General features: G+C 29.8%; 24 protein-coding genes. 12 read left to right on the top strand and 12 right to left on the bottom strand.

Features of this window, described 5'->3' with window-relative positions; translation table 11 throughout:
• The first annotated feature begins 84 nt into the window (after positions 1-84).
• Positions 85-1,233, top strand: coding sequence for a hypothetical protein (locus tag Q1A46_RS18530; RefSeq protein ID WP_299682569.1), 1,149 nt, complete (start codon positions 85-87; stop codon positions 1,231-1,233).
• 10 nt (positions 1,234-1,243) lie between these two features.
• On the opposite strand, the gene Q1A46_RS18535 is transcribed toward Q1A46_RS18530, so the two are convergent.
• Entirely contained in the window at positions 1,244-3,454 is a 2,211-nt protein-coding gene (locus Q1A46_RS18535) for a DNA mismatch repair protein MutS (protein WP_299682572.1), read from the bottom strand.
• A gap of 34 nt (positions 3,455-3,488) precedes the next feature.
• On the opposite strand from Q1A46_RS18535, the gene Q1A46_RS18540 reads away from it, so the two are divergent.
• Complete coding sequence (locus Q1A46_RS18540; RefSeq protein ID WP_299682575.1) at positions 3,489-4,154, top strand: uracil-DNA glycosylase; 666 nt, start codon at positions 3,489-3,491, stop codon at positions 4,152-4,154.
• A 12-nt stretch (positions 4,155-4,166) separates the two neighbouring features.
• Here Q1A46_RS18540 and Q1A46_RS18545 read toward each other — a convergent pair whose 3' ends face one another.
• The 6 genes from Q1A46_RS18545 to Q1A46_RS18570 form a co-directional block, all read right to left on the bottom strand.
• Positions 4,167-5,186, bottom strand: coding sequence for a glycosyltransferase family protein (locus tag Q1A46_RS18545; protein WP_299682577.1), 1,020 nt, complete (start codon positions 5,184-5,186; stop codon positions 4,167-4,169).
• A 1-nt stretch (position 5,187) separates the two neighbouring features.
• Positions 5,188-6,066 (bottom strand): UDP-2,3-diacylglucosamine diphosphatase, encoded by an 879-nt coding sequence (locus tag Q1A46_RS18550; protein WP_299682580.1) that lies wholly within the window; start codon positions 6,064-6,066, stop codon positions 5,188-5,190.
• Positions 6,067-6,277: 211 nt separating this feature from the next.
• A complete protein-coding gene (gene secA / locus Q1A46_RS18555; RefSeq protein WP_299682583.1) occupies positions 6,278-9,628 on the bottom strand; it encodes a preprotein translocase subunit SecA in 3,351 nt (1,116 codons plus the stop codon).
• A gap of 116 nt (positions 9,629-9,744) precedes the next feature.
• Complete coding sequence (locus Q1A46_RS18560) at positions 9,745-9,966, bottom strand: DUF2795 domain-containing protein (RefSeq protein ID WP_075343250.1); 222 nt, start codon at positions 9,964-9,966, stop codon at positions 9,745-9,747.
• A 98-nt stretch (positions 9,967-10,064) separates the two neighbouring features.
• A complete protein-coding gene (locus Q1A46_RS18565; RefSeq protein WP_299682589.1) occupies positions 10,065-10,637 on the bottom strand; it encodes a cob(I)yrinic acid a,c-diamide adenosyltransferase in 573 nt (190 codons plus the stop codon).
• Positions 10,638-10,656: 19 nt separating this feature from the next.
• Positions 10,657-11,055, bottom strand: coding sequence for a thioesterase family protein (locus tag Q1A46_RS18570; protein ID WP_299682592.1), 399 nt, complete (start codon positions 11,053-11,055; stop codon positions 10,657-10,659).
• A gap of 180 nt (positions 11,056-11,235) precedes the next feature.
• Here Q1A46_RS18570 and dnaA point away from each other — a divergent pair, with 180 nt between their 5' ends.
• The 3 genes from dnaA to Q1A46_RS18585 are packed head-to-tail and all read left to right on the top strand — an operon-like array spanning position 11,236 to position 13,825.
• On the top strand, positions 11,236-12,660 hold the full coding sequence (gene dnaA / locus Q1A46_RS18575; RefSeq protein ID WP_299682595.1) for a chromosomal replication initiator protein DnaA: 1,425 nt from the start codon (positions 11,236-11,238) through the stop codon (positions 12,658-12,660).
• 11 nt (positions 12,661-12,671) lie between these two features.
• Positions 12,672-13,118 carry a low molecular weight protein-tyrosine-phosphatase gene (locus Q1A46_RS18580; protein ID WP_299682598.1) on the top strand — a complete coding sequence of 149 codons (447 nt, stop codon included), beginning with the start codon at positions 12,672-12,674 and terminating at the stop codon, positions 13,116-13,118.
• 2 nt (positions 13,119-13,120) lie between these two features.
• Complete coding sequence (locus Q1A46_RS18585) at positions 13,121-13,825, top strand: SAM-dependent methyltransferase (protein WP_095071356.1); 705 nt, start codon at positions 13,121-13,123, stop codon at positions 13,823-13,825.
• Between the two features lie 36 nt (positions 13,826-13,861).
• Here the strand turns inward: Q1A46_RS18585 and Q1A46_RS18590 are convergent, their stop codons facing one another.
• The 4 genes from Q1A46_RS18590 to dapF all read right to left on the bottom strand — a co-directional run bounded on the left by Q1A46_RS18590 (position 13,862) and on the right by dapF (position 16,965).
• Entirely contained in the window at positions 13,862-14,425 is a 564-nt protein-coding gene (locus Q1A46_RS18590) for a peptidoglycan-binding protein LysM (RefSeq protein WP_231970291.1), read from the bottom strand.
• Between the two features lie 221 nt (positions 14,426-14,646).
• Positions 14,647-15,672, bottom strand: coding sequence for an endolytic transglycosylase MltG (mltG, locus tag Q1A46_RS18595; RefSeq protein WP_299682614.1), 1,026 nt, complete (start codon positions 15,670-15,672; stop codon positions 14,647-14,649).
• Entirely contained in the window at positions 15,662-16,189 is a 528-nt protein-coding gene (locus Q1A46_RS18600) for a GNAT family N-acetyltransferase (protein WP_299682617.1), read from the bottom strand. The genes mltG and Q1A46_RS18600 overlap by 11 nt, the downstream gene beginning before the upstream one ends.
• Positions 16,189-16,965, bottom strand: coding sequence for a diaminopimelate epimerase (gene dapF, locus Q1A46_RS18605; protein WP_299682620.1), 777 nt, complete (start codon positions 16,963-16,965; stop codon positions 16,189-16,191). Before dapF ends, Q1A46_RS18600 begins: the two co-directional genes overlap by 1 nt.
• A gap of 136 nt (positions 16,966-17,101) precedes the next feature.
• Here dapF and Q1A46_RS18610 point away from each other — a divergent pair, with 136 nt between their 5' ends.
• The 6 genes from Q1A46_RS18610 to Q1A46_RS18635 all read left to right on the top strand — a co-directional run bounded on the left by Q1A46_RS18610 (position 17,102) and on the right by Q1A46_RS18635 (position 24,046).
• Positions 17,102-18,487 carry a trypsin-like peptidase domain-containing protein gene (locus Q1A46_RS18610; protein ID WP_299682623.1) on the top strand — a complete coding sequence of 462 codons (1,386 nt, stop codon included), beginning with the start codon at positions 17,102-17,104 and terminating at the stop codon, positions 18,485-18,487.
• Positions 18,488-18,610: 123 nt separating this feature from the next.
• Positions 18,611-20,053 (top strand): glyceraldehyde-3-phosphate dehydrogenase, encoded by a 1,443-nt coding sequence (locus Q1A46_RS18615; protein ID WP_299682626.1) that lies wholly within the window; start codon positions 18,611-18,613, stop codon positions 20,051-20,053.
• A gap of 104 nt (positions 20,054-20,157) precedes the next feature.
• Positions 20,158-20,718, top strand: a complete 561-nt coding sequence (locus Q1A46_RS18620) for a DinB family protein (RefSeq protein WP_299682629.1) — start codon at positions 20,158-20,160, stop codon at positions 20,716-20,718.
• Positions 20,719-22,716, top strand: coding sequence for an NAD-dependent DNA ligase LigA (gene ligA, locus Q1A46_RS18625; RefSeq protein ID WP_299682633.1), 1,998 nt, complete (start codon positions 20,719-20,721; stop codon positions 22,714-22,716).
• Positions 22,717-22,728: 12 nt separating this feature from the next.
• Positions 22,729-23,379 (top strand): lysoplasmalogenase family protein, encoded by a 651-nt coding sequence (locus tag Q1A46_RS18630; protein ID WP_299682636.1) that lies wholly within the window; start codon positions 22,729-22,731, stop codon positions 23,377-23,379.
• Between the two features lie 7 nt (positions 23,380-23,386).
• Entirely contained in the window at positions 23,387-24,046 is a 660-nt protein-coding gene (locus Q1A46_RS18635; protein ID WP_299682639.1) for a lysoplasmalogenase, read from the top strand.
• Here the strand turns inward: Q1A46_RS18635 and Q1A46_RS18640 are convergent.
• On the bottom strand, positions 24,035-24,418 hold the full coding sequence (locus Q1A46_RS18640) for a DoxX family protein (protein WP_299682642.1): 384 nt from the start codon (positions 24,416-24,418) through the stop codon (positions 24,035-24,037). The genes Q1A46_RS18635 and Q1A46_RS18640 overlap by 12 nt on opposite strands.
• Positions 24,419-24,637: 219 nt before the next feature.
• On the opposite strand from Q1A46_RS18640, the gene dapA reads away from it, so the two are divergent.
• Positions 24,638-25,513 (top strand): 4-hydroxy-tetrahydrodipicolinate synthase, encoded by an 876-nt coding sequence (gene dapA / locus Q1A46_RS18645; protein WP_299682645.1) that lies wholly within the window; start codon positions 24,638-24,640, stop codon positions 25,511-25,513.
• Positions 25,514-25,595: the final 82 nt, after the last annotated feature.

Genomic DNA, 25,595 nt, shown 5'->3' on the forward strand with positions numbered 1-25,595 from the left:
CATGTTGATTTTCATAACTAGGGCTATTTTTTAATATATTAGTTGCTGAGATAATTTCAACTTATCATTAGAATTCAAAAAAACATGAAAAAAGAGATTATTAATTGTCCCAGTTGTAATTATAGAGTTCGCGTACCCAAAAATAAAAATATACTATTTACCTGTCCGAAATGTCAAAATAAAGTACATTATGATGGAAGATTAAATAAAAAACCATTTTATATTGGTTTGGTCATAATAGCTGTAATTATAGCTTATTTTGGTTTTTTTGATGATTATTTTGCCTATTTGGGAGTAAAGAATAAAAGAACTCGAGAAGCTTGTACTAGCTATTATAACGCACATCCTAAAGGAAATTTTACAGAAGAAGTACGTTTTATAGAAGTAGAGGTAACAGAAGATATTGAAGTGGTTCGTGAGTTTTTAAATGCACACCCTAACAGTGAAAAAAAAGAGGAAGTACTTCGAATTAATGGAAATATTTGGGAAGAAGAGATAAAACGTTATGATAAATTAGTTGAGAATAAAGAAAATTTTGATGCAGATGCTGTTAATTTTTTTCGAAGTCTTTTACGCTATATGAGAGATCATAATGTTGCTACAATAGGATTAGAGTTAACAGGTAATACAGATGTTAAAAATTTTCAAGATTATGATCTCTCTGTTCAAAATACATTAGACGAATATTTTCAAGTTCTTGATAAAAGAAAAATATCTGAAAATATTATTGATATTACCAGTAATTATAGTCAAGGTTATATTCGACAATATGAAGATATTATTATAGATGCTTTAGAGGGAAGTTTTGAGAATATTCTTTCACATAATTTTATAAAGGTTACAGCATCTCAATACACTAAAACACCATTACATATTTCGATTAAATATCAAATAAAGAATCAAGAAGATCGAATTTTTATGAAAGATAAAAATCATCCAGTCATTTGGGTATATTCAAAAGGGAATACCATAAATGGTGAAAAAGAGTTTGCTTCTTATCTTATTGGTGTTGCTATAAATTTTTCTTTTGAAATGAATATTCCTGATAGTGCTCAGAAGTTTGATTTTGATCAAAAAACAAATGCATTAGATAATATTCAAAATATTCAAAGTATAGAGGAAGGATACCGCAGAATGACCGCCCAAAATTTTTATAATTTTACTAATATTATTTCCAGAAAATTCGGATTACTAGAGGAGAATCAGGAAAAAGAGAAATCAACAAAAAAATAAAGCGAAGAAATTATTTTTTCTTCGCTTTTTCTACTAATTCTATTTTCTCTAAAGATGTCTTGGTGGTGAAAAGTCCGTAATTGATAAATGCATTTTTCTTTTCAATTTTATCAATAGTTCCAACAGAGTTTCCGTCAATTAAGCGTACTCTATCTCCAACTTTATATATATATTCAGCTCTAGCTTTTGCTTCTTTTTGGGCTTCAACTCTCTTTTCTTTTCGAACTTCAACTACTTTCTTAAGTACTTCTTGTTCTACTTTTTTTATTGCTTCTTTTTGTTTTGCTTCAGTTTCCTTTTCTTTAGCTTTTTGCTGTTTACTTTGTTTTTTAGGTGGATTTTTCTTTGTGTATTTTGTTTTTTCTGAAGCTACCCATTTAAAAAAGTTAGCAGATAATTCTTTCTTATTATTGGTTTGAAAGTATTTATTCAATAATTCATTCAGTTTTCTTCCTAAAGATAACATACGTTGATTGTTATCATATAATTCCTGAAACCCTTCTAATTTTTCTTGAATACGTTGCTCTTTTTCCTGTAGACTTTCAATGTGTTCTTGTCCTTTAGATTTTTGTTTTTCTAAGTTATCAGACGTTTTTTGAAGTCTATTACGTTCTTTCTGAAGTTTTGAAATGGTTTTGTCTAAACGAACCTTTTCACTTTCTACACGCTTTTTAGCTCTGTTAATTAAACTATAAGGAATTCCGTTTTTCTGAGCTACCTCAAACGTAAAAGAACTTCCAGCCTGACCAACAAAGAGTTTATACATTGGTTCTAAAGTACGCTCATTAAATTGCATATTAGCATTCGTAACATTTTCAAGTTCATTAGCTAATACTTTCAAATTTGCATAATGCGTAGTAATAATTCCAAAGGATTTTTTTTCGTAAAACTCTTCTAAGAAAATTTCAGCTAATGCACCACCTAATTCAGGATCAGATCCAGTTCCAAATTCATCTATTAAGAATAATGTATTGTCATTACATTTTCGTAGGAAATAACGCATATTCTTTAAGCGATAACTGTATGTACTTAATTGATTTTCTATAGATTGATTATCTCCAATATCAGTTAAAATAGTACCAAAAATACAGGTTTCACTTCGCTCATGAACAGGTATTAACATTCCACTTTGTAACATGGCTTGTAATAAACCTATGGTTTTTAATGTAATACTTTTACCACCAGCATTCGGACCAGAAATAACTATAATTTGCTGTTTTGTATTCAGCTCTATAGTTTGAGAAATAGTTGCTATTCCTTTTTCTTTATTTTTTCTCCATAAAACTGGGTGATAAGCATCTCTTAAAAATACTCTTTTGTTAGTAGAAATTTTAGGTAATAATCCGTTTATTTCTCGGGCATATTTAGCTTTTGAAGCAATTACATCTAAATGAATTAAAAAAGTAAGATATGCTTCTAATAAAGGTGTAAAAGGTCTTATTTCTTCAGCTAATGCACGTAGGATTTTTACAATTTCTTGTTTTTCTTCATACAAAAGGTTCTGTAATTCTCTACTGTAAGATAATGTTGCCTGTGGAGCTATATATACAATATTCCCTGATTTAGAAGAACCTAATAAACTACCTTTAACCTTTCTTCTGTGCATAGCTATAACAGCTAAAACACGTTGATTATCTATAATAGTTTCTTTAATATCATCTAAATATCCATTAGCAATACTACTGCTTAAAGCTTTAGAGAAACTTTCTGATATTTTTCCGCGAACATGGTTAATGTCTTTTCGTAATTGTTTCAATGTAGGAGAGGCGTTATTTACTATTTCTCCATGTGGCAATATAATTTTCTGTATTGCATCAGAAACATAGGTAGTGTATTCTATTTCTTCGCTAAGCTGAAAAAGACTAGGGTAGTATTCTTTAAATTTTTTTAAAAACTTCTTTTGTTCATTAACGATAGAGGCTACAGTAGCAATTTTTAAATAAGCTTCTGTTTCTAAATAACTATTTTCTATAGCCAAACGTTTGATAAACTCTGTGATATTATCGAATCCATGATTTGGAATTCGATTTTCGTTTTCAAAAGAGCTTAAATATTCATTAACCAATTGTAATTCAAAAAGTAATTCTTCTTGAGATTGAATTGGAGTTATTTTTAATACATTTTCTTTTCCTAAAGATGTAATACTAAATTCAGCCACTTGTTGTAAAACAGTGTTGAATTCTAAATCTTGCAATGTTTTTTCTGAAATATTATGTTTCAAAATCGCTATTTTTGAGAGCACAAAAATAATAAGAATGCAAGTAAATATCACTGAAAGCTGGAAACATATTTTAAAAGAGGAATTTGATAAGCCATATTTCAATGAATTAACAAGTTTTGTTAAAAATGAATATGAAAATCATACTTGTTTTCCTAAAGGTTCAGATATTTTTGCTGCATTTGATTATTGTGCATTTGAAGATATAAAAGTTGTAATTATTGGTCAAGATCCATATCATGGAGTAGGGCAGGCGAACGGATTATGTTTTTCTGTTCATGATGGAATTGCACATCCTCCTTCTTTGATCAATATTTTTAAAGAAATAGAAGCCGATGTAAATATTCCATATCCAAAATCAGGCGATTTATCTAGATGGGCAAAACAAGGTGTATTACTGTTAAATGCAACGCTAACTGTTAGAGCTCACGAAGCAGGAAGTCATCAAAAGAAAGGATGGGAAGAATTCACAGATGCCGTTATTAGTAAAATTTCAGAAAAAAAATCTGATGTAATATTTCTACTTTGGGGAGGTTTTGCAAAGAAAAAAGGGAAGAAGATTGATAAAGCGAAGCATCATGTTTTAGAATCCGGACATCCATCTCCGCTAAGTGCCAATCGCGGGTATTGGTTTGGGAATAAACATTTTTCACAAACCAATACAATTTTAAAAGAGAAAGGTATTTTTACGATTGATTGGTAATTAGAATATTATTTAGACAATACTAATTTCAGACAATACAGTTTCGTTGTAGTAAGGTAACGTTATTGCATCTAAAATATCTTCCGTTACATCTGGATATCTAACTTCAACTATCGATTTTGATTTTAACCACTTTTCAATTTTTGGAAGCTGTTTTTTGCTTAACTTTTTAAGAACAGGAATTCCCATCTCTTTTAAAGCAAGTGCATTACATTGTTGTTCGTACTGATTTTTCATAGGAATTACCATTAGCTTTTTTCTTAAATATAAAGCTTCGGCAGGTGTTTCAAATCCAGCACCACATAAAATACCACTAGAAGAAGCAATACTTTTAATAAATTCTTTACCATCAATTGGCCTGATAATAATATTATTATGCAATTGAAATTGATTCGTGTGTTTTGAAAAAATTTCCCATTTCGTTGTTTTAAACTGCGATAGCATTTTGATTAACTTTTTATCGCCATAAGCAGGAAGATAAACAGTATAATGTCCTTTATTTGTAATATTTTTATAACGAATTTCTTTTCTTATTATAGGTAAGAATGTCGCAGAAGAATAGGTTTTAAAATGAAAACCAAATCTGTTTTTAGCAGGTGCGTAATATTTTAAAATAAAGCGTTCTAGTTTAAACTTGCTTCCGTATTTAGGCGCATTTTCGTCTGCAACTGCATTTTGATGACTAAGAGAAATAATAGGAACATTTCTTAATTTACAAGCCCAAGCTGAAACAGGTTCAAAATCATTTATAACCAAATCATAATCTTTAACTGGCAAAGATTTTACTTCTTTCCAAAGATTACGAAATTTTGATTTTTTTAATGTTTCTAACAAGTCTACTCCACCTTTTTTTCCGAAAATAAAACTAAGTCCATACATCTTGTACTTAATTTCAAAAGGAAATTGTAATTCACATTGGTATCCACTAACTAAAATATCTACTTCAGCTCTTTTTTGTAAGTGCGGAACTATTTCTAAAGCTCTACTTGCATGTCCGTTTCCTGTACCTTGAATTGCGTATAAAATCTTCATACTATTTTGAAAATTTTTGAATGTTAAACTCTTCTAATAATCCTTCAAAAAGCTGACTACTACTTTGTTCAGCTTGTATTAATTCTACATCAGATACCTCGATGTTATTTGGTAATTTTTTAGCTAAATTATCTTTTTCATATTCGTATAATTTCCATTCTTTATTACTGTATTCTAATGCTGTTAGGTTTTCAATCCAATCTCCAGAATTTAAATACATTGTTTTTCCTTTATCATTTTCTATGCTACGCATTTCTGGTTGATGAATATGTCCACATACAACATAATCATACTGATTATCAATAGCAATTTCAGCAGCTGTAGTTTCAAAGTTATTAATGAATTTTACTGCACTTTTTACACCGTTTTTTATCTTTTTACTAAAAGATAATCTGTTATATCCTAAAGTTTCACTAATCCAGTTTACAGCAGTATTTAACATGATTAAGAAATCGTACCCAACACTACCTAGTTTAGCAAGCCATTTAGAATGTTGCATGGTAACATCAAAAACATCTCCATGAAAAAACCACCCTTTTTTCCCATCAATATCTAAAACAACCTTGTTTACAATTTCGAAACTACCTAATTGAAATCCTTTGAATTTACGAAGCATCTCATCATGGTTTCCCGTGATATAATAAACTTTTGTACCAGAAGTAATAAAACTCATTAGTTGACGAATAACTTTCATATGAGCTTTAGGAAAATACCTCTTTTTAAACTGCCATATATCTACAATATCTCCATTTAAGATTAATATTTTTGGATTTATTGTTTTTAAGTAATTATTCAGTTCCGTAGCTCTACATCCAAAAGTTCCTAAATGTACATCTGATATCACAGCGATGTCTAGTTTACGACGTTTACTTTTTTTCATTTTAAGTTTGATAGTTTTTCTTCTTAATAGTTTTAGAAGAAAGAGGTTAAAATAATTTGTACTAAATTATAGTTTAAGTGCAGTGTAATCGTAAACCTTTAATTAATTGATTGTTAGTGAAAATTCAATTTAAAGTAAACATTGTAAATTTTGTGTAAATAAAAAAGCACCGAAGTTTCCTTCAGTGCTTTCTTTTAAAAAAAGTATGTTTTTATTTATTGTATAAAACCCAAGTTCCTTGTTCTAATAAAGGAATTGCTTGTTTATACTTAACTTCTTTCTCTTCGCCAGACATTACGTTTTTAATAGTAACTCTTTCGTTTCTACCTATTTTTGGTTGCTCACGAACTACAGTTTCAATAGCTTGTTGTTCTTGAGTTTGTTGTTGACGAGCATTACTGATAGCTTGTTGAGTAGAGTTTTGAACTTCGTCTTTACGTAAGTCTAATTGCTCTCTTTTTTGCTCTTGAGCTTCAGAAATTTGAGATTCATCTTCTTGCGGAAGTTTACCTTTAAATAAGAAAGATAATACTTCTTTGTTTACTTTATCGATTGTTTTTTGGAATAATTCGAAAGCTTCGAACTTATATACTAATAATGGATCTTTTTGCTCATATGTTGCATTTTGCACAGTTTGCTTTAATTCATCCATTTTACGTAAATGATCTTTCCAGTTTTCATCAATTATTGCTAATGTGATATTCTTTTCAAAATCGCTTACTAATGATTTACCTTCAGATTCGTATGCCTCTTTTAAGTTGGTAACTACACGTAACGTTTTAGTTCCATCAGTAAAAGGAACCACGATTCTTTCGTAACGATCTCCTTCGTTTTCAAAAACTCCTTTGATTACTGGATAAACTTGAGAAGCATTTCTATCTGCATCTGCTTTATAGTTTTCAGTAACTAATTTATAAAGCTGATCAATTAATTCTTGTTCTGGTTTAGCGTTAAATTCATCTTCAGTAAAAGGAGAAGTCATTGATGAGAAACGAATCAATTCAAATTCGAAATTTTGAAAGTCTTTCGTTAATTTATTCTGACGAACAACAGCATCACAAGTATCATAAATCATGTTTGCGATATCGATCTGTAAACGCTTTCCATCTAAAGCATGACGACGACGTTTGTAAACGAATTCACGTTGAGCATTCATTACATCATCATATTCTAATAAACGTTTACGAATACCAAAGTTATTTTCTTCTACTTTCTTCTGCGCTCTTTCGATAGATCTAGTTACCATTCTATCTTGAATAACTTCACCTTCTTTTAATCCTAATCTATCCATAACTTTAGCAATACGGTCAGAACCAAATAAACGCATTAAGTTATCATCTAAAGCAACAAAGAATTGCGAAGAACCAACATCTCCTTGACGACCAGCACGACCACGTAACTGACGATCTACACGACGTGAATCATGACGTTCTGTACCAATAATAGCTAAACCACCAGCAGCTTTAACTTCATCCGATAGTTTGATATCGGTACCACGACCAGCCATGTTTGTAGCGATAGTTACTTGTCCAGGTTTACCAGCTTCAGCAACAATATCTGCTTCTTTTTTATGTAATTTTGCATTTAAGATGTTGTGAGGTATTTTACGCATTTTAAGCATTCTACCTAACAATTCAGAAATTTCTACAGAAGTTGTACCTACTAATACAGGTCTGTTTTCTCCAACTAGTTTTACAATTTCTTCAATTACAGCGTTATATTTTTCACGAGTAGTTTTATATAATAAATCTTCTCTATCGTCACGAGCAATTGGTTTATTTGTAGGAATTTCTACAACGTCTAGTTTATAAATTTCCCAGAATTCACCAGCTTCAGTAACAGCAGTACCTGTCATTCCAGATAATTTACGATACATTCTAAAGTAATTCTGTAAAGTTACTGTAGCAAACGTTTGTGTAGCATCTTCAATTTTTACACTTTCTTTAGCTTCAATTGCTTGGTGTAAACCATCTGAGTAACGACGACCGTCCATAATACGACCTGTTTGCTCATCTACAATCATTACTTTATTATCTACGACTACATATTCAACATCTTTCTCAAATAAAGTATAGGCTTTTAAAAGTTGATTCATAGTATGAATGCGTTCACTCTTCACACTAAAATCTCTATATAATTCTTCTTTTAATTCTGCTTTCTGTTCTGGAGTACCTTCGTTACCATCAATTTCAGCTATTTTAATACTGATATCTGGTAAAACGAAAAATGTATCATTTTGTGTTCTTTCTGAAAGATGACCAACTCCTTTATCTGTTAAGTTAATTTGGTTGTTTTTTTCTTCAATAGTAAACCATAGTTCAGCATCAACTTCAGGCATTAATTTATTATTATCCTGCATGTAGAAGTTTTCAGTTTTTTGAAGAATTTGTCTGATTCCTTCTTGAGATAAGAATTTAATTAAAGCTTTGTTTTTAGGTAACCCTCTATAAACTCTCAATAGTAAAAATCCGCCTTCCTTAGTGTCACCTTCTTTAAGTAATTTTTTGGCTTCTGATAAAACACCTACTAAATATTTACTTTGTAAAGAAACTAAATCAGCAACTAAAGGTTTTAATTCGTTGAATTCATGAATATCTCCTTGAGGAATTGGACCAGAAATAATTAATGGAGTTCTTGCATCATCAATTAAAACAGAATCAACCTCATCAATAATAGCGTAGTTAGGAGCACGTTGTACTAAATCTTCTTTAGATGAAGCCATGTTATCACGTAAATAATCGAAACCAAACTCATTGTTTGTTCCGTAGGTGATATCAGCGTTATAAGCTTTTCTTCTTTCTTCTGAATTTGGTTGATGGAAATCAATACAATCTGTAGATAAACCATGGAATTCGAAGATAGGAGCCATCCAAGCGCGGTCACGTTTTGCTAAATAATCATTAACAGTTACTACGTGAACTCCTTTTCCTGTAAGTGCATTTAGATAAACTGGTAATGTAGAAACTAAAGTTTTTCCTTCACCAGTCATCATTTCAGCAATTTTTCCATTATGTAATACAGAACCTCCAATTAGCTGCACATCATAATGAATCATATCCCAAGTTACTTCTTTACCAGAAGCATCCCAAGTATTTGCCCAAAGCGCTTTATCTCCATCTAATTCAATATGTTCTCTTGTAGCAGAAAGTTCTCTGTCGAAAGGAGTAGCATTAACCTCAATATTTTCATTTGTAGCGAAACGTCTAGCTGTTTCTTTAACAACAGCAAAAGCTTCAGACATGATATCTTTTAAAACTTGTTCTGAAGCTTCATAAGCTTCATCTTTAAGTTTATCAATTTGAGTGTAGATATCTTCTTGTCTGTCTATATCTGCTGTTTTAGCTTCTTCTTCTAATTGAAGTATTTGATCTTCAAAAGATTTTGTTGCAGCAGTTATTTTAGATTTAAATTCTACGGTCTTAGCTCTTAATTCGTCATGGCTTAATTTAGTTAAGTCATCATTAAAAGCTTTTATATTATCTATAATAGGCTGTAGTTTCTTTAAATCTTTTTGTTGTTTGTCACCAACAAATATTTTTATAATTGAGTTTAAAATGCTCATTCTATGTGGTTTTAAAAAGAAGTATCACTTCTTATTTATGTCGTTGATTATGAGTTGCTTAAAAATAAGCAAAAAAAAAGCCTCGTATGAGACTTTTAAGTTTTATTGTTTTCGTGTTAATATTCATCTTCATTCCAAAGATAATCTTCTTCGGTTGGGTAATCTGGCCATATCTCTATAATAGAGTCGTAGACTTCTCCTTCATCTTCAATATCTTGTAAGTTTTCTACCACTTCTAGAGGAGCACCAGTACGAATTGCATAATCAATTAATTCGTCTTTAGTGGCAGGCCATGGTGCATCTGCTAAATAAGATGCTAATTCAAGTGTCCAATACATTTCTAAATCTGTTTTTAGTTTTCTGCAAAAATAAAATTTAAACTGAAAAAGTCAAGTTTTTTCTTAAAAATCTGAATTCAATAAATAAAGAACTTTTTCTAAAGCTTGGTAGGTATCCATTTAACCTCGTCTGCTTGTAAGTCTTTGGACAACTTCCGTGCCAATACAAAAAGGTAGTCAGATAGTCGGTTTAAATACATTAAAACGTTAGAATTAACATCATCTTCATTGTTTAAAGCAACAGATAAACGCTCAGCTCTTCTACATACACAGCGTGCTATATGACAGAATGACACTGTTTGGTGACCTCCAGGTAAAATGAAATGTGTCATCTGAGGAAGAGTATCATTCATTCTATCCATTTCTGTTTCTAGAAACTGAATAGCCTCATCATCAATTTTAGGAATATTTAAACGCTCTTTACCATTTTTAAGTGTTTCTTTTTCCGGAGGAGTAGCTAACATAGCTCCTACAGTGAAGAGTTCATCTTGTATCTTGATTAAAGAACTTTTTGTTAAATCATCAATTTCTTGATCTCTTATTAATCCTATATATGAATTAAGTTCATCAACTGTACCGTAGCTTTCTATTCGTAAGTGATTTTTAGGAACCCGAGTTCCACCAAATAGAGCAGTGGTACCTTTGTCTCCGGTTTTAGTATATATTTTCATTAGGTTGTTTGTTTTTTATTTAAAATTCAAGTTTATTCAAAATATAATCTGGACAACGAGTAGGTCTTTTAGTTTTAATATCAATAAAAGCCAAAGTAGTTTTTCCAGAACATAATAATTCTTGATTTTGATTCGTTATTTCATAGTCGAATTCGATTTTAACAGATGGCTTTTTTTTCAAAATCGTTTTTATAGTGAGTTGATCATCATACAAAGCTGATTTTTTGAAGCTACAATTTAAGGAAATTACGGGAAGCATAACTCCATTTTTTTCCATATCTTTGTAATTCACCCCTAAGGAACGAAGCCACTCTGTTCTACCAATTTCAAAATATTGCGCATAATTACCGTGATAAACGACCCCCATTTGATCTGTTTCGGCATATCGGACTCTAATGTTTGAATAATGTTCAGGCAAAATTGTAATGTGATTGATTAAATCAAATCTTACATAAAAAAAAAATAATAATCAATACCATTTTGATTTTTTTTTACTGAATTTTATTCACACTTTTGTTCGTCCAAAACGGAGGGATTTTTAACGTTATTTTTTACTGCTTTTATTGTGGTGAAAATAGAAAATTTGTGAAGAGCTTAGATGAATAAAACTGCTGAATTAGTATGGTTAAATTGCCTGTCTTTCATTAAGGACAATATTAAGCCTCAAGCCTATAAAACATGGTTTGAGCCTATAACACCTGTGAAATTATCCGGAGAGGCATTAACAATTCAGGTACCTAGTAAATTCTTTTATGAATGGTTGGAAGAACATTACATTAAATTATTACGTGTTGCTTTAGTGAGAGAACTTGGTGAACATGCTAAGTTAATTTATGATGTTCGTATGGAAAATACATATAGTAGTAACAATCCTAAAATTGTTAAAATTCCAAGTGCAAACAGAAATCCACTTAAACCACAAAAAGTTACAGTTCCTTTAGAGACAAAAAGAGAGTTGAAAAACCCTTTTGTTATTCCTGGTTTACAGAAAGTTAAGATTGAATCTCAGTTAAATCCAAATTACAATTTTGATAATTTTGTAGAAGGAGATTCAAACAGATTAGCTAGATCTGCTGGCATGGCTGTAGCTAATAAACCTGGAGGAACATCTTTTAATCCTTTATTGATTTATGGTGGAGTAGGTTTAGGAAAAACACATTTAGCCCATGCTATAGGTGTTGATATTAAAGATAAATATCCAGATAAAACTGTTTTATATATTTCTTCAGAGAAATTTACTCAACAATTTATTGATTCTGTAAAATCAAATACAAGAAATGATTTTATCCACTTCTATCAAATGATAGATGTGTTAATTATAGACGATGTTCAGTTTTTATCAGGGAAAGCTGGTACTCAGGATGTTTTCTTCCATATTTTTAACCATTTACATCAAAATGGAAAACAGGTGATTCTTACTTCTGATAAAGCACCTGTTGATATGCAAGATATTGAACAACGTTTATTGTCTCGTTTTAAATGGGGACTTTCAGCTGAGCTTCAGAATCCTGATTATGAAACTCGTATTTCTATCTTACAGAAAAAACTATTTAGAGACGGTGTAGAGATGCCTGAAGATATAGTTGAATACATAGCTAAAAATGTAAAAACAAATGTAAGAGAGCTAGAAGGGGTTATTATTTCTATGATTGCTCAAGCTTCATTTAATAGAAGAGAGTTTACTTTAGATTTAGCAAGACAAATTGTTGATAAATTTGTTAAGAATACCAAGAAAGAGGTGTCTATAGATTACATTCAAAAAGTAGTTTCAAAATACTTTGATATGGATGTAGCAACTTTACAGTCTAAAACAAGAAAGAGACATGTTGTACAAGCGAGACAATTAGCCATGTATTTTGCTAAACGTATGACAAAATCTTCTTTAGCAAGTATTGGTAGTCAAATAGGGCAACGAGACCATGCTACTGTACTCCATGCTTGTAAAACTGTAGATAACTTAACAGAAACAGATAAACAATTTAGAAAGTACGTAGAAGACTTAACGAAGAAATTAACATTCTAATTTAATTCATAATGAAAATACTAATGGTTTGTTTAGGTAATATTTGCCGTTCACCATTAGCAGAGGGGATTTTAAAATCAAAACTAGATGCCGAGCATTTTGTTGATTCGGCAGGAACCTCTGGTCACCACAGTGGAGAATTACCAGATAGAAGATCTATTGAAATAGCAAGATTAAATGGTTTAGATATTACGGATCAAAAATCAAGAAAATTTACAGTAAATGATTTTGATAATTTTGACATGATTTATGCTATGGATTCTAGTAATTATCATAATATTATTCAGCTTTCAAGAAATGAAGAAGATGTTGATAAAGTGAAAATGATATTAAATGAATCTTCTCCTGGAGATAATTTGAATGTTCCAGATCCTTACTATGGAGGAGATCAAGGATTTGTTAATGTATATAATATGCTTGATGAAGCATGTGAAGTAATAGCATCTAAAATTCAATAATTATGATTGGTAAGTTATATTTAATTCCTACTACACTTGGAGATACAGAGCCTTTAGAGGTTATGCCTATTTCTGTAAAAAAAGTTATTGAACGTTTAGATTATTTCATTGTTGAAAATGAAAAAACAGCAAGAAGGTATATAAAAAAAATAACGCCAAATAAACCACAATCATCTTTAAACTTTATGATGATTGATAAGTATTCACACGAACTAGAAACTAGAAATTATTTAGATGTTTGTGATGAAGGTATTTCTGTAGGTATTCTTTCGGAAGCTGGTGTACCTGGAGTTGCTGATCCAGGTGCCACAGTAATTAAACAAGCACATGAAAAAGGAATACAAGTAATCCCGTTAGTTGGACCTTCTTCTATTTTAATGGCAATGATGTCTTCTGGTTTAAATGGACAGAATTTCGCATTCAATGGATATTTACCTATTGATAAATCTGATAGAAAAAGAAAAATAAAGGAGTTAGAAAAATTATCAAGAGATAAAGAACAGTCACAATTATTTATTGAAACTCCTTATAGAAATAATAAAATGCTTGATGACTTAAAAGCTACACTACAATCAAATACTCAATTGTGTGTAGCTTGTGATATTTCTTTACCTACAGAATACATTAAGACTTTTCCAATTCAAAAATGGAAAACTGAAAATGTTGATTTACACAAAAGACCAGCGATCTTTATTATTCAAGCGTAAGTAACTTAAAAAGTTATAAAGTAATAATGTTGTTTCTTATACAGTTGCTTTTTTATCTGCCTTAATATGTGATAAATCATATCCAGCAAATTTTTTCATATAGCTTTTAATAGATGTTCCATATGCATCTTTAAATTGGTAATTTCCATAAGAACGTAAGAATTTTTTTACATTACCAGGTCCAGCTAAATGAGCAGAAGCTATTATTCCAGACTCAGTAATAAGTATTCCATTTATTCTTTTACCAACAAAGCGGGAAATATCCCTTCTTAAAATCCATTTATTCACCCTACAAAGAGCAGTGAAAGCCCTCTCTTGTAGTTCAGGGTTTTTCAGGAATTTTTTAGTGTCGTAAATTTTAAATCTCTTTAAAGTACCTTTCCCAAACTGATATTTACCTAAAAATCCATGTGTATTAACCACATAGTATCTTCCTTGAGATTCTTTAAAAGCTAAAGCTTCTTTGAATCCAACAAAGTTTTTCTCAAGTTTAAGAATGTCTTTAGTCGTTTCGTAGTTTACAGGTGTTGTTACACCTTTTTCGTCTTTCTTTTCTAATTTTTTTGTAGTAAAACTTATAAGCGTAATACTAACTAACAATATCCCTAATTTTCTGATAATTAATATACTTTCTATTTGGCGGGCGCAAATATATGACAAAAAAAAGGATTAAAACAAATCTCTGAATTTTGTAGATTTAGTGGTTTTCAATTATTCGTAAAAATTCGTTTTTATTTTAAAGAATATATAAATAACGATATAAATTCAGTGTTAAATTCTTTTAAAATGAGTTAATTATCTTGAAATAATTTTTTGTTAAATTATCGCTTAATTCCTTGATTATTAATCCAAAACTGATATTTCTTGGCATTTCTGTTGTGTTGAGATAATGTTTTAGCAAACTCATGAAAGCCAATATTATCTACACTAGCACACATAAAAAAGTAATCGTGTTGTGCAGGATTTAATACTGCTTCAATAGATGATATATCAGGCATAGCTATTAAAGTAGGAGGAAGCCCAATATTCTTGTAAGTGTTATATGGTGATTTTATTTCTAAATCTTTAAAAAGTACTCTTTTAACTACAAAATCTTGACCATGTTTTTGTTTTAAAGCATATATAATAGTAGGATCAGCTTCTAATGGCCATTTATTCTTATAACGGTTTAAATACAATCCAGCTACTTTCGGACGCTCAGGAATTTTTGCTGTTTCTTTTTGAACTATAGACGCCAAAGCAATTACTTGATCTTTTGTTAAACCTTGTTTTTTAGCTTTTGCTAATCTTGAGGCATTCCAAAACTTATTATAATAGGAAAGCATTTTGTTTCTAAACTTATCTGCTGAAGTATTCCAATAGAATTCATATTGATTAGGAATGTACATAGCAAGAGCAGAAGCTTCAGTAAAATTTTGTTTTTTCAAGAAATCACTATCCTTAAAAGAGTTTAAAAGAGTAATACTATCTGTTTCTAATTGTTGCGCAATTCTACTCGCTAATTTTTCTAAAGTATCTTGATTGTTGAATGAAACTTTTACTGGTGTTTGATTACCAGAACGAAGTAAGTTAACGAGATCATTCAAACTCATTTGTTCTTTTAAAGAATATTTACCACTCTTGGGTTTTGTGAATTTTTTCTTTTCTGCAACCCAATTAAAATCATCAGTATTTTTTACAAAATCACTAAGTAACTCTTTAAGTTCTGTCATTGTAGTTTTAGAAGGAATAAAAATATCTCCATTTTTAGTAACAGCAGGAGCAAAAATTTTTTGATAATACGTAAATCCTACAATTCCTAATATTATAAATAAACCAAGAGTTATGTATATGATTTTATTCTTCATGAATTAATTGAAATAAAATTTCGTTTTTATATTTTCCATTAACCAATATCCAATCCTTTTTAATTCCAACGTTTTTAAAATGATGTTTTTTAAATAGTGATAAACTATTATGATTATCTTCTGTAATATTGGCGTACAATTGATGTAAATGTAAGGTTAAAAAACTATAGTTGATTAAAATTTTTAAAGCTTCAGAAGCATATCCCTGGTTTTGAAAGTCTTTATGAATAATTATTCCGATTCCAGCTCTTCGGTGTTGTGGGTTAAAATCAAATAAGTCGATTAACCCAACTCTTTTATTTGAACTCTTTTCAATAATAACTAAACGAAGTTGTTTAGCTTCATATATATCTAAATGGCAATTTTCAATATATTGTTTTAGTAAAAAACGTGAAAATGGAGTTTGGGTATGACTTACTTCCCAGAAGGATTCATCGTTTTCGATAGTAAATAGAAAACCTAAATCTTCGGGCTCAATTGCTCTTAAGACAATATGTTTACTTTCTAAAGACTTCATTAAATCTCAATACTTCCTTTAAAGACAAAAGTAGCAGGCCCTATTAAATGAATGTTCTTATAACTATTATCAGTATAATCAAAGGTAACCGCTAAATTTCCACCTTCTACTTGTAAGTCTACGGTCTTACTTTCTATTTTATTTAACTTATGCATGGCTAAAGCAACAGCAGTTACACCGGTTCCACAGGCTAAAGTTTCATTTTCAACACCTCTTTCATATGTTCTAACACGGAAAGAATTTGTATTTGTCTGTTCTACAAAATTGATATTGCTTCCTTCTTTTCCATAAATAGAATTTCTTAGTTTTCTTCCATTTGAAAAAACATCGTAATCTCCAATGTTTTCAACTAATTCTACATGATGAGGAGAACCAGTATTAGCAAAGGCATAATTCTCATGAATCGTTACAGTATCAACATTGATCATTTGCAATTTCACAATATCATTATTAACTTCAGCAACATGTAAACCATCTATAGCTATAAATGTAGTTTTATTATTAATAACTCCAAGCTTATTGGCAAAAGCGACAATACATCTACCTCCATTTCCGCACATTGTACTTTCATTACCATCAGCATTATAATAAACCATTCTAAAATCGGTATTATCATCGTTTTCTAATAAGATTAATCCATCTGCACCAATACCAAAGTTCCTATTACATAGTTGTGAAATAATCTTAGTGTTATTTTTTGGAAAGGTTTTTGCTCTATTATCGACCATAACAAAGTCGTTTCCTGTTCCTTGATATTTGTAAAAAGTAATTTCCATATGAATTACAAATATATGTATTTACTTAGGAAAATATAGATGTTAAACGCTGGTTAAAGTGCGTTAAAATGAAGTTAAACAGAAAAGCTTAAAATGTTAAAATTGTATATTTGAGTAACAAAAATTTTAAAACAATATGAAGAGAGTTTTAGGAATAATAGGTATTGCATTTTTAGGAGGTGCAACTGCTCTAGGAGGTTATAAATTATTTGTTGAACAACCTCAGGTGATTATTGAAAAATCAGTAGAGCCACAATTACAAACTGTTAAAGCAAGTTATACACCTGCAGTTTTAAATACATCTTCTGTGCCTACAGATTTTACAGATGCTGCTGAAAAAACAGTGAATACAGTAGTACACGTTAAAAATACAGCTGTAAAAGAGGTGTATAATCCTTTTGAAGAATTTTTTGGTCGTGGAGACGGAAGAAGCAAGCGTGAACAAGTAGGAACAGGAAGTGGAGTAATTATTTCTTCAGATGGATATATTGTAACAAATAATCATGTTATAGATGGCGCCACAGATATTGAAATTACATTAAATAATAGAAAAAAATTAAAGGCAAATTTAATTGGGACTGATCCAAAAAACGATATTGCTTTACTAAAGATAGAAGCTGATATGGAGTTACCATTTATCACTTTTGGTAATTCTGATAATGCTAAAATTGGAGAATGGGTTTTAGCAGTTGGAAATCCATATAACTTAAATTCTACGGTAACAGCAGGAATTGTTAGTGCCAAAGGACGTGATTTAGAAGGAAACTCTAATATCGAATCCTTCATCCAAACAGATGCGGCAGTTAATCCAGGAAATAGTGGAGGAGCTTTAGTAAATACAAGAGGAGAATTAATAGGTATTAATACAGCAATTACTTCTAGAACAGGTTCGTTTATTGGGTATTCTTTTGCTGTTCCATCTAATATTACTAAAAAAATAATTGATGATCTTTTAGAATTTGGTAATGTACAAGAAGCTATTATAGGTGTTAGTATAGATAATTCTACAAGTGAAATTGAAGGTGCTAAAATTAGTGCTATTGAAGAGGGCAGTGAAGCTACAAAAGCTGGATTAAGAGCAGGAGATATTATTATTAAGGTTAATAATATTAAGATATCTAAGTTTTCAGATTTAAAAGGACAATTAACCGCTAAAAGACCAGGAGAATTAGTAGATGTTACTGTTGATAGAAATGGTGTGGAATTAACCAAAACAGTAAAATTATCAAAAAGGGATATTTATGAAGCTAATAATTTTGGAATACATTTAAGAGATATAAATGATCTTGATAAGAAAAAATTTAATATCAAAGGAGGTGCTAAAATAGTTCAAACACGAAGAATGGGATTTGTTAAATATAAAGTTGGAAAGGGCTATATTATTATCAGAATAAATGGAAAGCAAATTAACAATGCAGAGGAAGCTGCTAAAATTTTGGATTTGCACCCACCAAGATCTGATAAGAGATTAGATATTGAAATTATAAGTCCTGAAGGCGAATTACAGAGATATAGATTTTAAAAGCTAAATAAATAAAAAAACTCGATATGAAAAATATCGAGTTTTTTATTTGAAAAAAAGTTACGAAATCGTTTGAAATAACTACTTTTGCACCAAATTTTAAAAAAATTAGTTCACACAACTATGTCAATAATAACAAATTACGAGGAAGAAGTTGCTAGTCAAGCTCAAATTAGAAGAGCAACAACTGAATTTATCAATATTGTAAACGATTTATGGTACGATAAATCAATTGAATTAGTATTATTTAGAAACCCATTAGTAGATAAAAGAGCTAGTGAAGTTTTAAATTTAATTGATTATGCTAAAGAATTTGTTGCAAAACCAATTTCTATTCAAGATGCATTAGATATTGCTAGAGCAATTCAATCTATTGAATTACCTGCTTCAAAATTAGATATAGGAAAATTAGCTTACGAATATCACTTAATAGATGATGCTAGTTTAGAAAAAGTTGATTTTGTAAAGAATCAATTAAAAGATGCTAATCAAGCTAATGGTATTCAACCAAAAGACGTTGTTTTATATGGATTCGGTCGTATTGGGCGTTTATTAGCCAGAGAATTAAGCAGTAAAATGGGTAAAGGTTCTCAATTACGATTAAGAGCTATTGTTACTCGTGGAAAGATTGATCAAAGTGTCTTAGAAAAAAGAGCTTCATTGTTAAGTATTGATTCTGTTCATGGTGATTTCTTAGGAACTGTAAGAGTAGATGCAGAAAACAATGCGTTAATCATTAATGGAACTTCAGTTCAAATGATTTCAGCTGTTGCACCAGAAGATATTGACTATACAGCTTATGGTATTAACGATGCTTTAATTATTGATAATACTGGAGCATTTAGAGATAAAGAAGCTTTAAGTAGACATTTACAAGCTAAAGGAGCAGGAAAAGTTTTATTAACTGCACCAGGTAAAGGAATTCCAAATATCGTTCATGGAGTAAATCATTTAGAAAATAATCCTGATAATATCGATATTTTCTCTGCTGCATCTTGTACAACTAATGCTATTACTCCTGTTTTAAAAGTTTTAGAAGATAACTACGGAATTAAAAAAGGACATCTAGAAACAATTCATGCATATACTAATGATCAAAATTTAGTAGATAATATGCATAAAAAATACAGGAGAGGTAGAGCTGCTGCTTTAAACATGGTAATCACTGAAACTGGAGCAGGAAAAGCGGTTTCTAAAGCATTACCAGCTTTAGAAGGAAAGTTAACTTCTAATGCTATTAGAGTACCAGTTCCAAACGGGTCTTTAGCTATTTTAAATCTACAATTAAATTCTGAAACAACTGTAGACGCTATTAATGCAATCATGAAACAGTATGCTTTAGAAGGAGATTTAGTAGAACAAATTAAATATTCTTTAAGTAACGAATTAGTTTCTTCAGATATTGTAGGAACAACTGCACCATCGATTTTCGATAGTAAAGCTACAATAGTAGATGGAAATACAATTGTAATTTATGTTTGGTATGATAACGAATATGGGTATTCTCATCAAGTTATGCGTTTAGCTAAACACATTGCTAAAGTTCGTAGATATACTTACTATTAGTAGACGATAATATATAATAAATGTTAAAAAGTTCGAAGTGATTGCTTCGAACTTTTTTAATTAAAAATAGTAAATTGCATCTCTTAATTATTCCTTTTTTTAAAATGAAACAACTTATTTTAGGACTTATTTTTTTAATGATGTCAATTCAAATTCAAGCACAAGATTTACCTTATTATGAAATTCCAAAAGCTTCAGATTCCTACACAGCAGGTTCTGTTGCAAGTAGAATGATAGATGGTTTAGGTTTTCGTTATTATTGGGCAACAGAAGGTTTAACTGAAAAAGATTTAACTTTTAAACCAACTCCAGAATCTAGAACTTCAGGAGAAACAATAGATCATATTTTAGGATTATCTCAAGTAGTTTTAAATGCAGCTTTAAAAAAGCCAAATGGAGGTAAACAACCAGAAATGAGTTTTAAAGAAAAAAGAGAAAAAACATTAAATAATCTTAAGAGAGCAAGTGATATTCTTAAAAATGAAAAGGATCTAACTGAGTTTAAAGTAATTTTTGGAGAAAATGAATATCCGTTTTGGAATGCAATTAATGGTCCAATAGCTGATGCAATGTGGCATGTAGGTCAGGTTGTTACATTCAGAAGGTCGTCAGGTAACCCTTTCCCTAAAGGAATTAGTGTATTTACAGGAAAAGTTAGAAAATAAATGACAATAAAAGATAAAATAGAATCGCTTAGAAAAGAATTAAATGAGCATAATTATAATTATTATGTTTTAGATAATGCTACAATTTCTGATTATGAGTTTGACATTAAACTAAAAGAATTAGAAAAGTTAGAAGAAGAAAATCCAGAATTTTTTGATTCAAATTCTCCAACACAACGTGTTGGAGGAGAAATCACAAAGAATTTCGAGACTATTACCCATAAAAATAGAATGTATTCTTTAGATAACTCATATTCTAAAGAAGATTTATTAGATTGGGAAAAGCGTATTCAAAAGAATTTAGGAACTGAAAATATAGAGTATACATGCGAGTTAAAATATGATGGAGCGTCTATCAATTTAACTTATGAAAATGGTGTGTTTACTAGTGCTGTAACAAGAGGAGACGGTTTTCAAGGAGATGAAGTAACAACTAATATTCGTACCATTAGATCTATTCCATTAACATTATCAAATGATTTTGTTTCTAATTTTGAAATGAGAGGTGAAATTATTTTACCCTTAGATGGTTTTAATAAGATGAACGAAGAGCGTGTTGCTAATGGTGAAGATCCTTACAGAAACCCAAGAAATACGGCAAGTGGAAGTTTGAAACTTCAAGATAGTGGAGAAGTAGCGAAAAGACCTTTAGATTGCCTTTTATATCAGGTGGTTACTAATGAAAGAAAATATAAAACTCATTACGAGAGTTTAAATGCAGCTCGTAATTGTGGATTTAAAGTTCCAGATACTATTGCACTTGCAAAATCCATAGATGAAGTTTTAGCATTTGTAAATCACTGGGATGTAGAACGTCATAATTTACCTTATGAAACAGATGGTGTGGTTATTAAAGTAAATTCTTTAATTCAACAAGAAGAATTAGGATATACATCTAAATCTCCAAGATGGGCGATAGCTTATAAATTTAAAGCAGAACAGGTTACTACAGTTTTAAATGAAATTACATATCAAGTTGGTCGTACTGGAGCAATTACACCAGTAGCAAATTTAGAGCCTGTTCATTTAGCGGGAACAATTGTTAAAAGAGCTTCTTTACATAATGCAGATCAGATTGAAAAGCTAGATGTTCGTATAGGTGATACAGTTTTTGTTGAAAAAGGAGGTGAGATTATTCCTAAAATAATGGGAGTAGATTTGTTAAAAAGAGCAGAAGATTCTTTACCAACAAGATATGCGGAACATTGTCCGGTTTGCCATACTCCATTAGTAAGAACAGATGGAGATGCAAAGCATTATTGTCCAAATGAATTTGGTTGTACACCTCAAATTACAGGGAAAATCCAACATTATATCAGTAGAAAAGCGATGGATATAGATGGTTTAGGGTCAGAAACTGTTGATTTGTTACATAAAGAAGGGTTAATTAAGAATTATGCAGATCTTTATGAGTTAACTGCTGAGCAAATTATTCCTTTAGAAAGAATGGCAGAAAAATCTGCTATGAATATGGTAGAAGGAATTAAAAAATCAAAAGAAATACCTTTTGAAAAAGTATTATTTGCCTTAGGAATCCGATTTGTAGGAGAAACAGTAGCAAAAAAGTTAGCAAAACATTTTAAATCTATTGATAACTTGTCTTCTGCTACTTTTGAAGATTTAGTTGCTGTAGATGAAATAGGAGATAGGATTGCAGAAAGTGTTATTAGTTTCTTATCCGATGAAAATAATATCGAAATTATCAATAGATTAAAAATCTATGGTGTGCAATTGGAAGTCTCTCAAGAAGCTTTAGCGAATCAAACTAATAAATTAGAGAGCAAAATCTTTGTGGTTTCTGGTGTTTTTCATCAAATGAGTAGAAATGAACTTAAAAAAGCAATTGAAGATAATGGAGGAAAGGTGAGTAGTTCAATTTCTAAAAAAACAAACTACATTGTTGCAGGGGATAATATGGGACCTAGTAAATTAGCGAAAGCAGAAGCTTTAAGTATTCCAATTATTTCTGAAGAAGATTTTATAACTATGATTAATTAAGTCTTAATTCTATTGAATAAAAAAGAAAGTTTAAAAAATACAATCTTATTGAGCTATGCTTTGTCAAGTGTATTAGCAATATATATGCTAATTTATCATGATCAAAAATATAGTTTTAAAACGCTACCAGCTATTATGTTGGTAGTTGTTTCTTTTTTTACTCAAAAAAAAATAGATAAGCGAGTTTTAATTTTCTTCTTATGTCTAATTGCTGGAGATACTGTAATAGTCAATTTTGAAAATTTCAAATTTGGTCTATACTTTCACAGCTTAAGTTTTTTTATATTATCATATTTAAGTTGGAGTTTTTTCAAAAAGAAAACAAGGAAAGAATTTATTAAACACTTTATAACTTTTTTAATTTTATTTTTAATCATTTTTTTCTTCACGATTAACGATAAAGGAGATGCTTACAGTTCGATATTTACTTATGGAATCTCAATTTGTTTAGCAACATCACTATTGTTTACCAATTATTTAAAAATGATGATACCAGCTAATTATATGTTGTTTTTAGCTATAGCAACTAGAATTGTATCAGATTCAATTTTAACAATAGTTTTATTTAATGAATACAATATATACTATTCTGTAATTGCACATGTTATTTACTTTGTGTCAAACTATTTATTCTATAAAGGGTTTTCTTTAAAATACATTTAATACTATCATGCCAAATAAAAAGATAATTTTCTCTACACTGTTTTTAGTGGTTTCATGCATTGAAATTTATGCAGCAATATATAATGACAAAATTTTAGAGTTAATTTTTAAACCTTTAATAACTACAGTTCTAGTTTTATTGTATTTAGTCAGTGTTTCAAAACCAAACTTTTGGTTTGTATCTGCACTTTTTTTCTCTTTTTGGGGAGATGTTTTATTATTATTTCCTAAAGATTATTTTGTTTTAGGACTATTATCTTTTTTAATTACACATATAATTTATATTAAAATTATATCAGGTTTCTTTAGTAAAATAAAGTTAAGTACTAAGGTTCTTTCTTTTTTTGCATTTTTGATATATTTCTCTGCTATCATCTTTTTGATTAAAGATAATCTTGGAGAACTTTTTATACCAGTGATAATATATGGATTAGTAATTTCTATGTTCGGTACAACGGCGCTATTAAATTATATTAGTAATAAAGCATCAGAAAACTTATGGTTGTTAATTGGGGCTTTAATTTTTATACTATCAGATAGTGTTTTGGCTTTAAATAAATTTTACAGTGCACAACCAATATTCTCAAATGCAATTATGATAACTTATATTGTAGCTCAGTTTTATATTTGCAAGGGAATGATTGCAAAAAACAATCTAAAGATTTAAAAAAGGAATTTCTTTTTTATGAAGTAATAATAATATTCCTCCACTTATAAAGGTAATAATAGCCATTATAAATAATGATCCGCCATCATTATTATGAACAATACCTATTTTAGTGATGTGAGAAAAAATAGCTCCAGACATTACACCAACAGTTATTAATGCACCTAGCCAAGTTCTTTTTGGAATAAAAAGTAAAATTGTAGCAATTAATTCGATAATTCCGGTTCCAATTCGCATTAAAGCTTCATTTTCACCAGCTACTTTAGTAAATAAATCAACACTAGCTTCGTTAGCAGTAAACTTGAAAAATAAAGTTTGAAGCATAATTATTCCTGCTACGATCTTAAGTATCAATGGTAAATGTTTTTTCATGGTAAATGAAATTTGTTTTTCAACTTAGACGTTTAAAGTTTCATATCTTTTCAAGAAAATAGATTTTTTTCTCAACTTAATTTTATTATCAGTATAATTCAGCTTAGTTTATTAGTGATAAATAAAATTAAACATGAAATAAAAATTTGTGTATTCTTATCAAAAGCCCTTTTTAAATCAAATAAAGCATTAATTTTACCTAAAATTTGATCACTTAACATGCAACAATTTATAGGTACAGGAGTAGCATTAGTAACTCCTTTTAATGAAGATAAAAGTGTTGATTTTGATGGTTTAGAAAGATTAGTAAATTATCAAATAGACAATGGTGTAAACTATTTAGTTGTTTTAGGAACTACAGGAGAACCAGCTACTTTAACACAGGAAGAAAAAGAAGCAGTAAAATCTAAAATTATTGAAGTAAATAAAGGAAGATTACCTTTGGTTATCGGTATTGGAGGAAATAATACAGCTGCAGTAGTAGAGGAAATTAAAAACACTGATTTAACTCATTTTGATGGGATTTTATCAGTTTCTCCTTATTATAATAAACCAACACAAGAAGGTATATATTTACATTTTAAAGCAGTTGCAGAAGCTACAGAAAAACCTATCATATTATATAACGTTCCTGGTAGAACGTCTTCTAATATGTCACCAGAAGTTGTAGTACGTTTAGCAAATGATTTCGAAAACGTTGTAGCCGTTAAAGAAGCAAAAGGAGATATGGTTCAAGCGATGCGAATTATACAACATGCTCCTGAAGATTTTTTAGTCATCTCTGGAGATGATATGATTGCTTTACCTATGACTTTGGCCGGAGGATCTGGTGTTATTAGTGTAATAGGTGAAGGATTACCAAAAGAGTTTTCTTCTATGATTCAATTAGGTTTAGAAGGAAAAACTAAAGAGGCATATGAATTACATTATAAAGTTATGGATAGTATTGATTTAATATTTGCTGAAGGAAATCCTGCAGGAATTAAATCTCTATTACAGAAAAAAGGAATTTGTTTAGATGAAGTTCGCTTACCTTTAGTTAAAGCTTCGGAAGAGTTACAAACTCAAATTTCAGATTTTATAGATAGTTTATAAAATTCTAATAAATAAAGTTTAAAAACCATACGCTTATACCTTAAGAGTATGGTTTTGTGGTTTCTTTAAGATTCTACATATT

Origin of the sequence: uncultured Tenacibaculum sp. (assembly GCF_947502995.1) — a bacterium.
Taxonomy (GTDB): Bacteria; Bacteroidota; Bacteroidia; order Flavobacteriales; family Flavobacteriaceae; genus Polaribacter.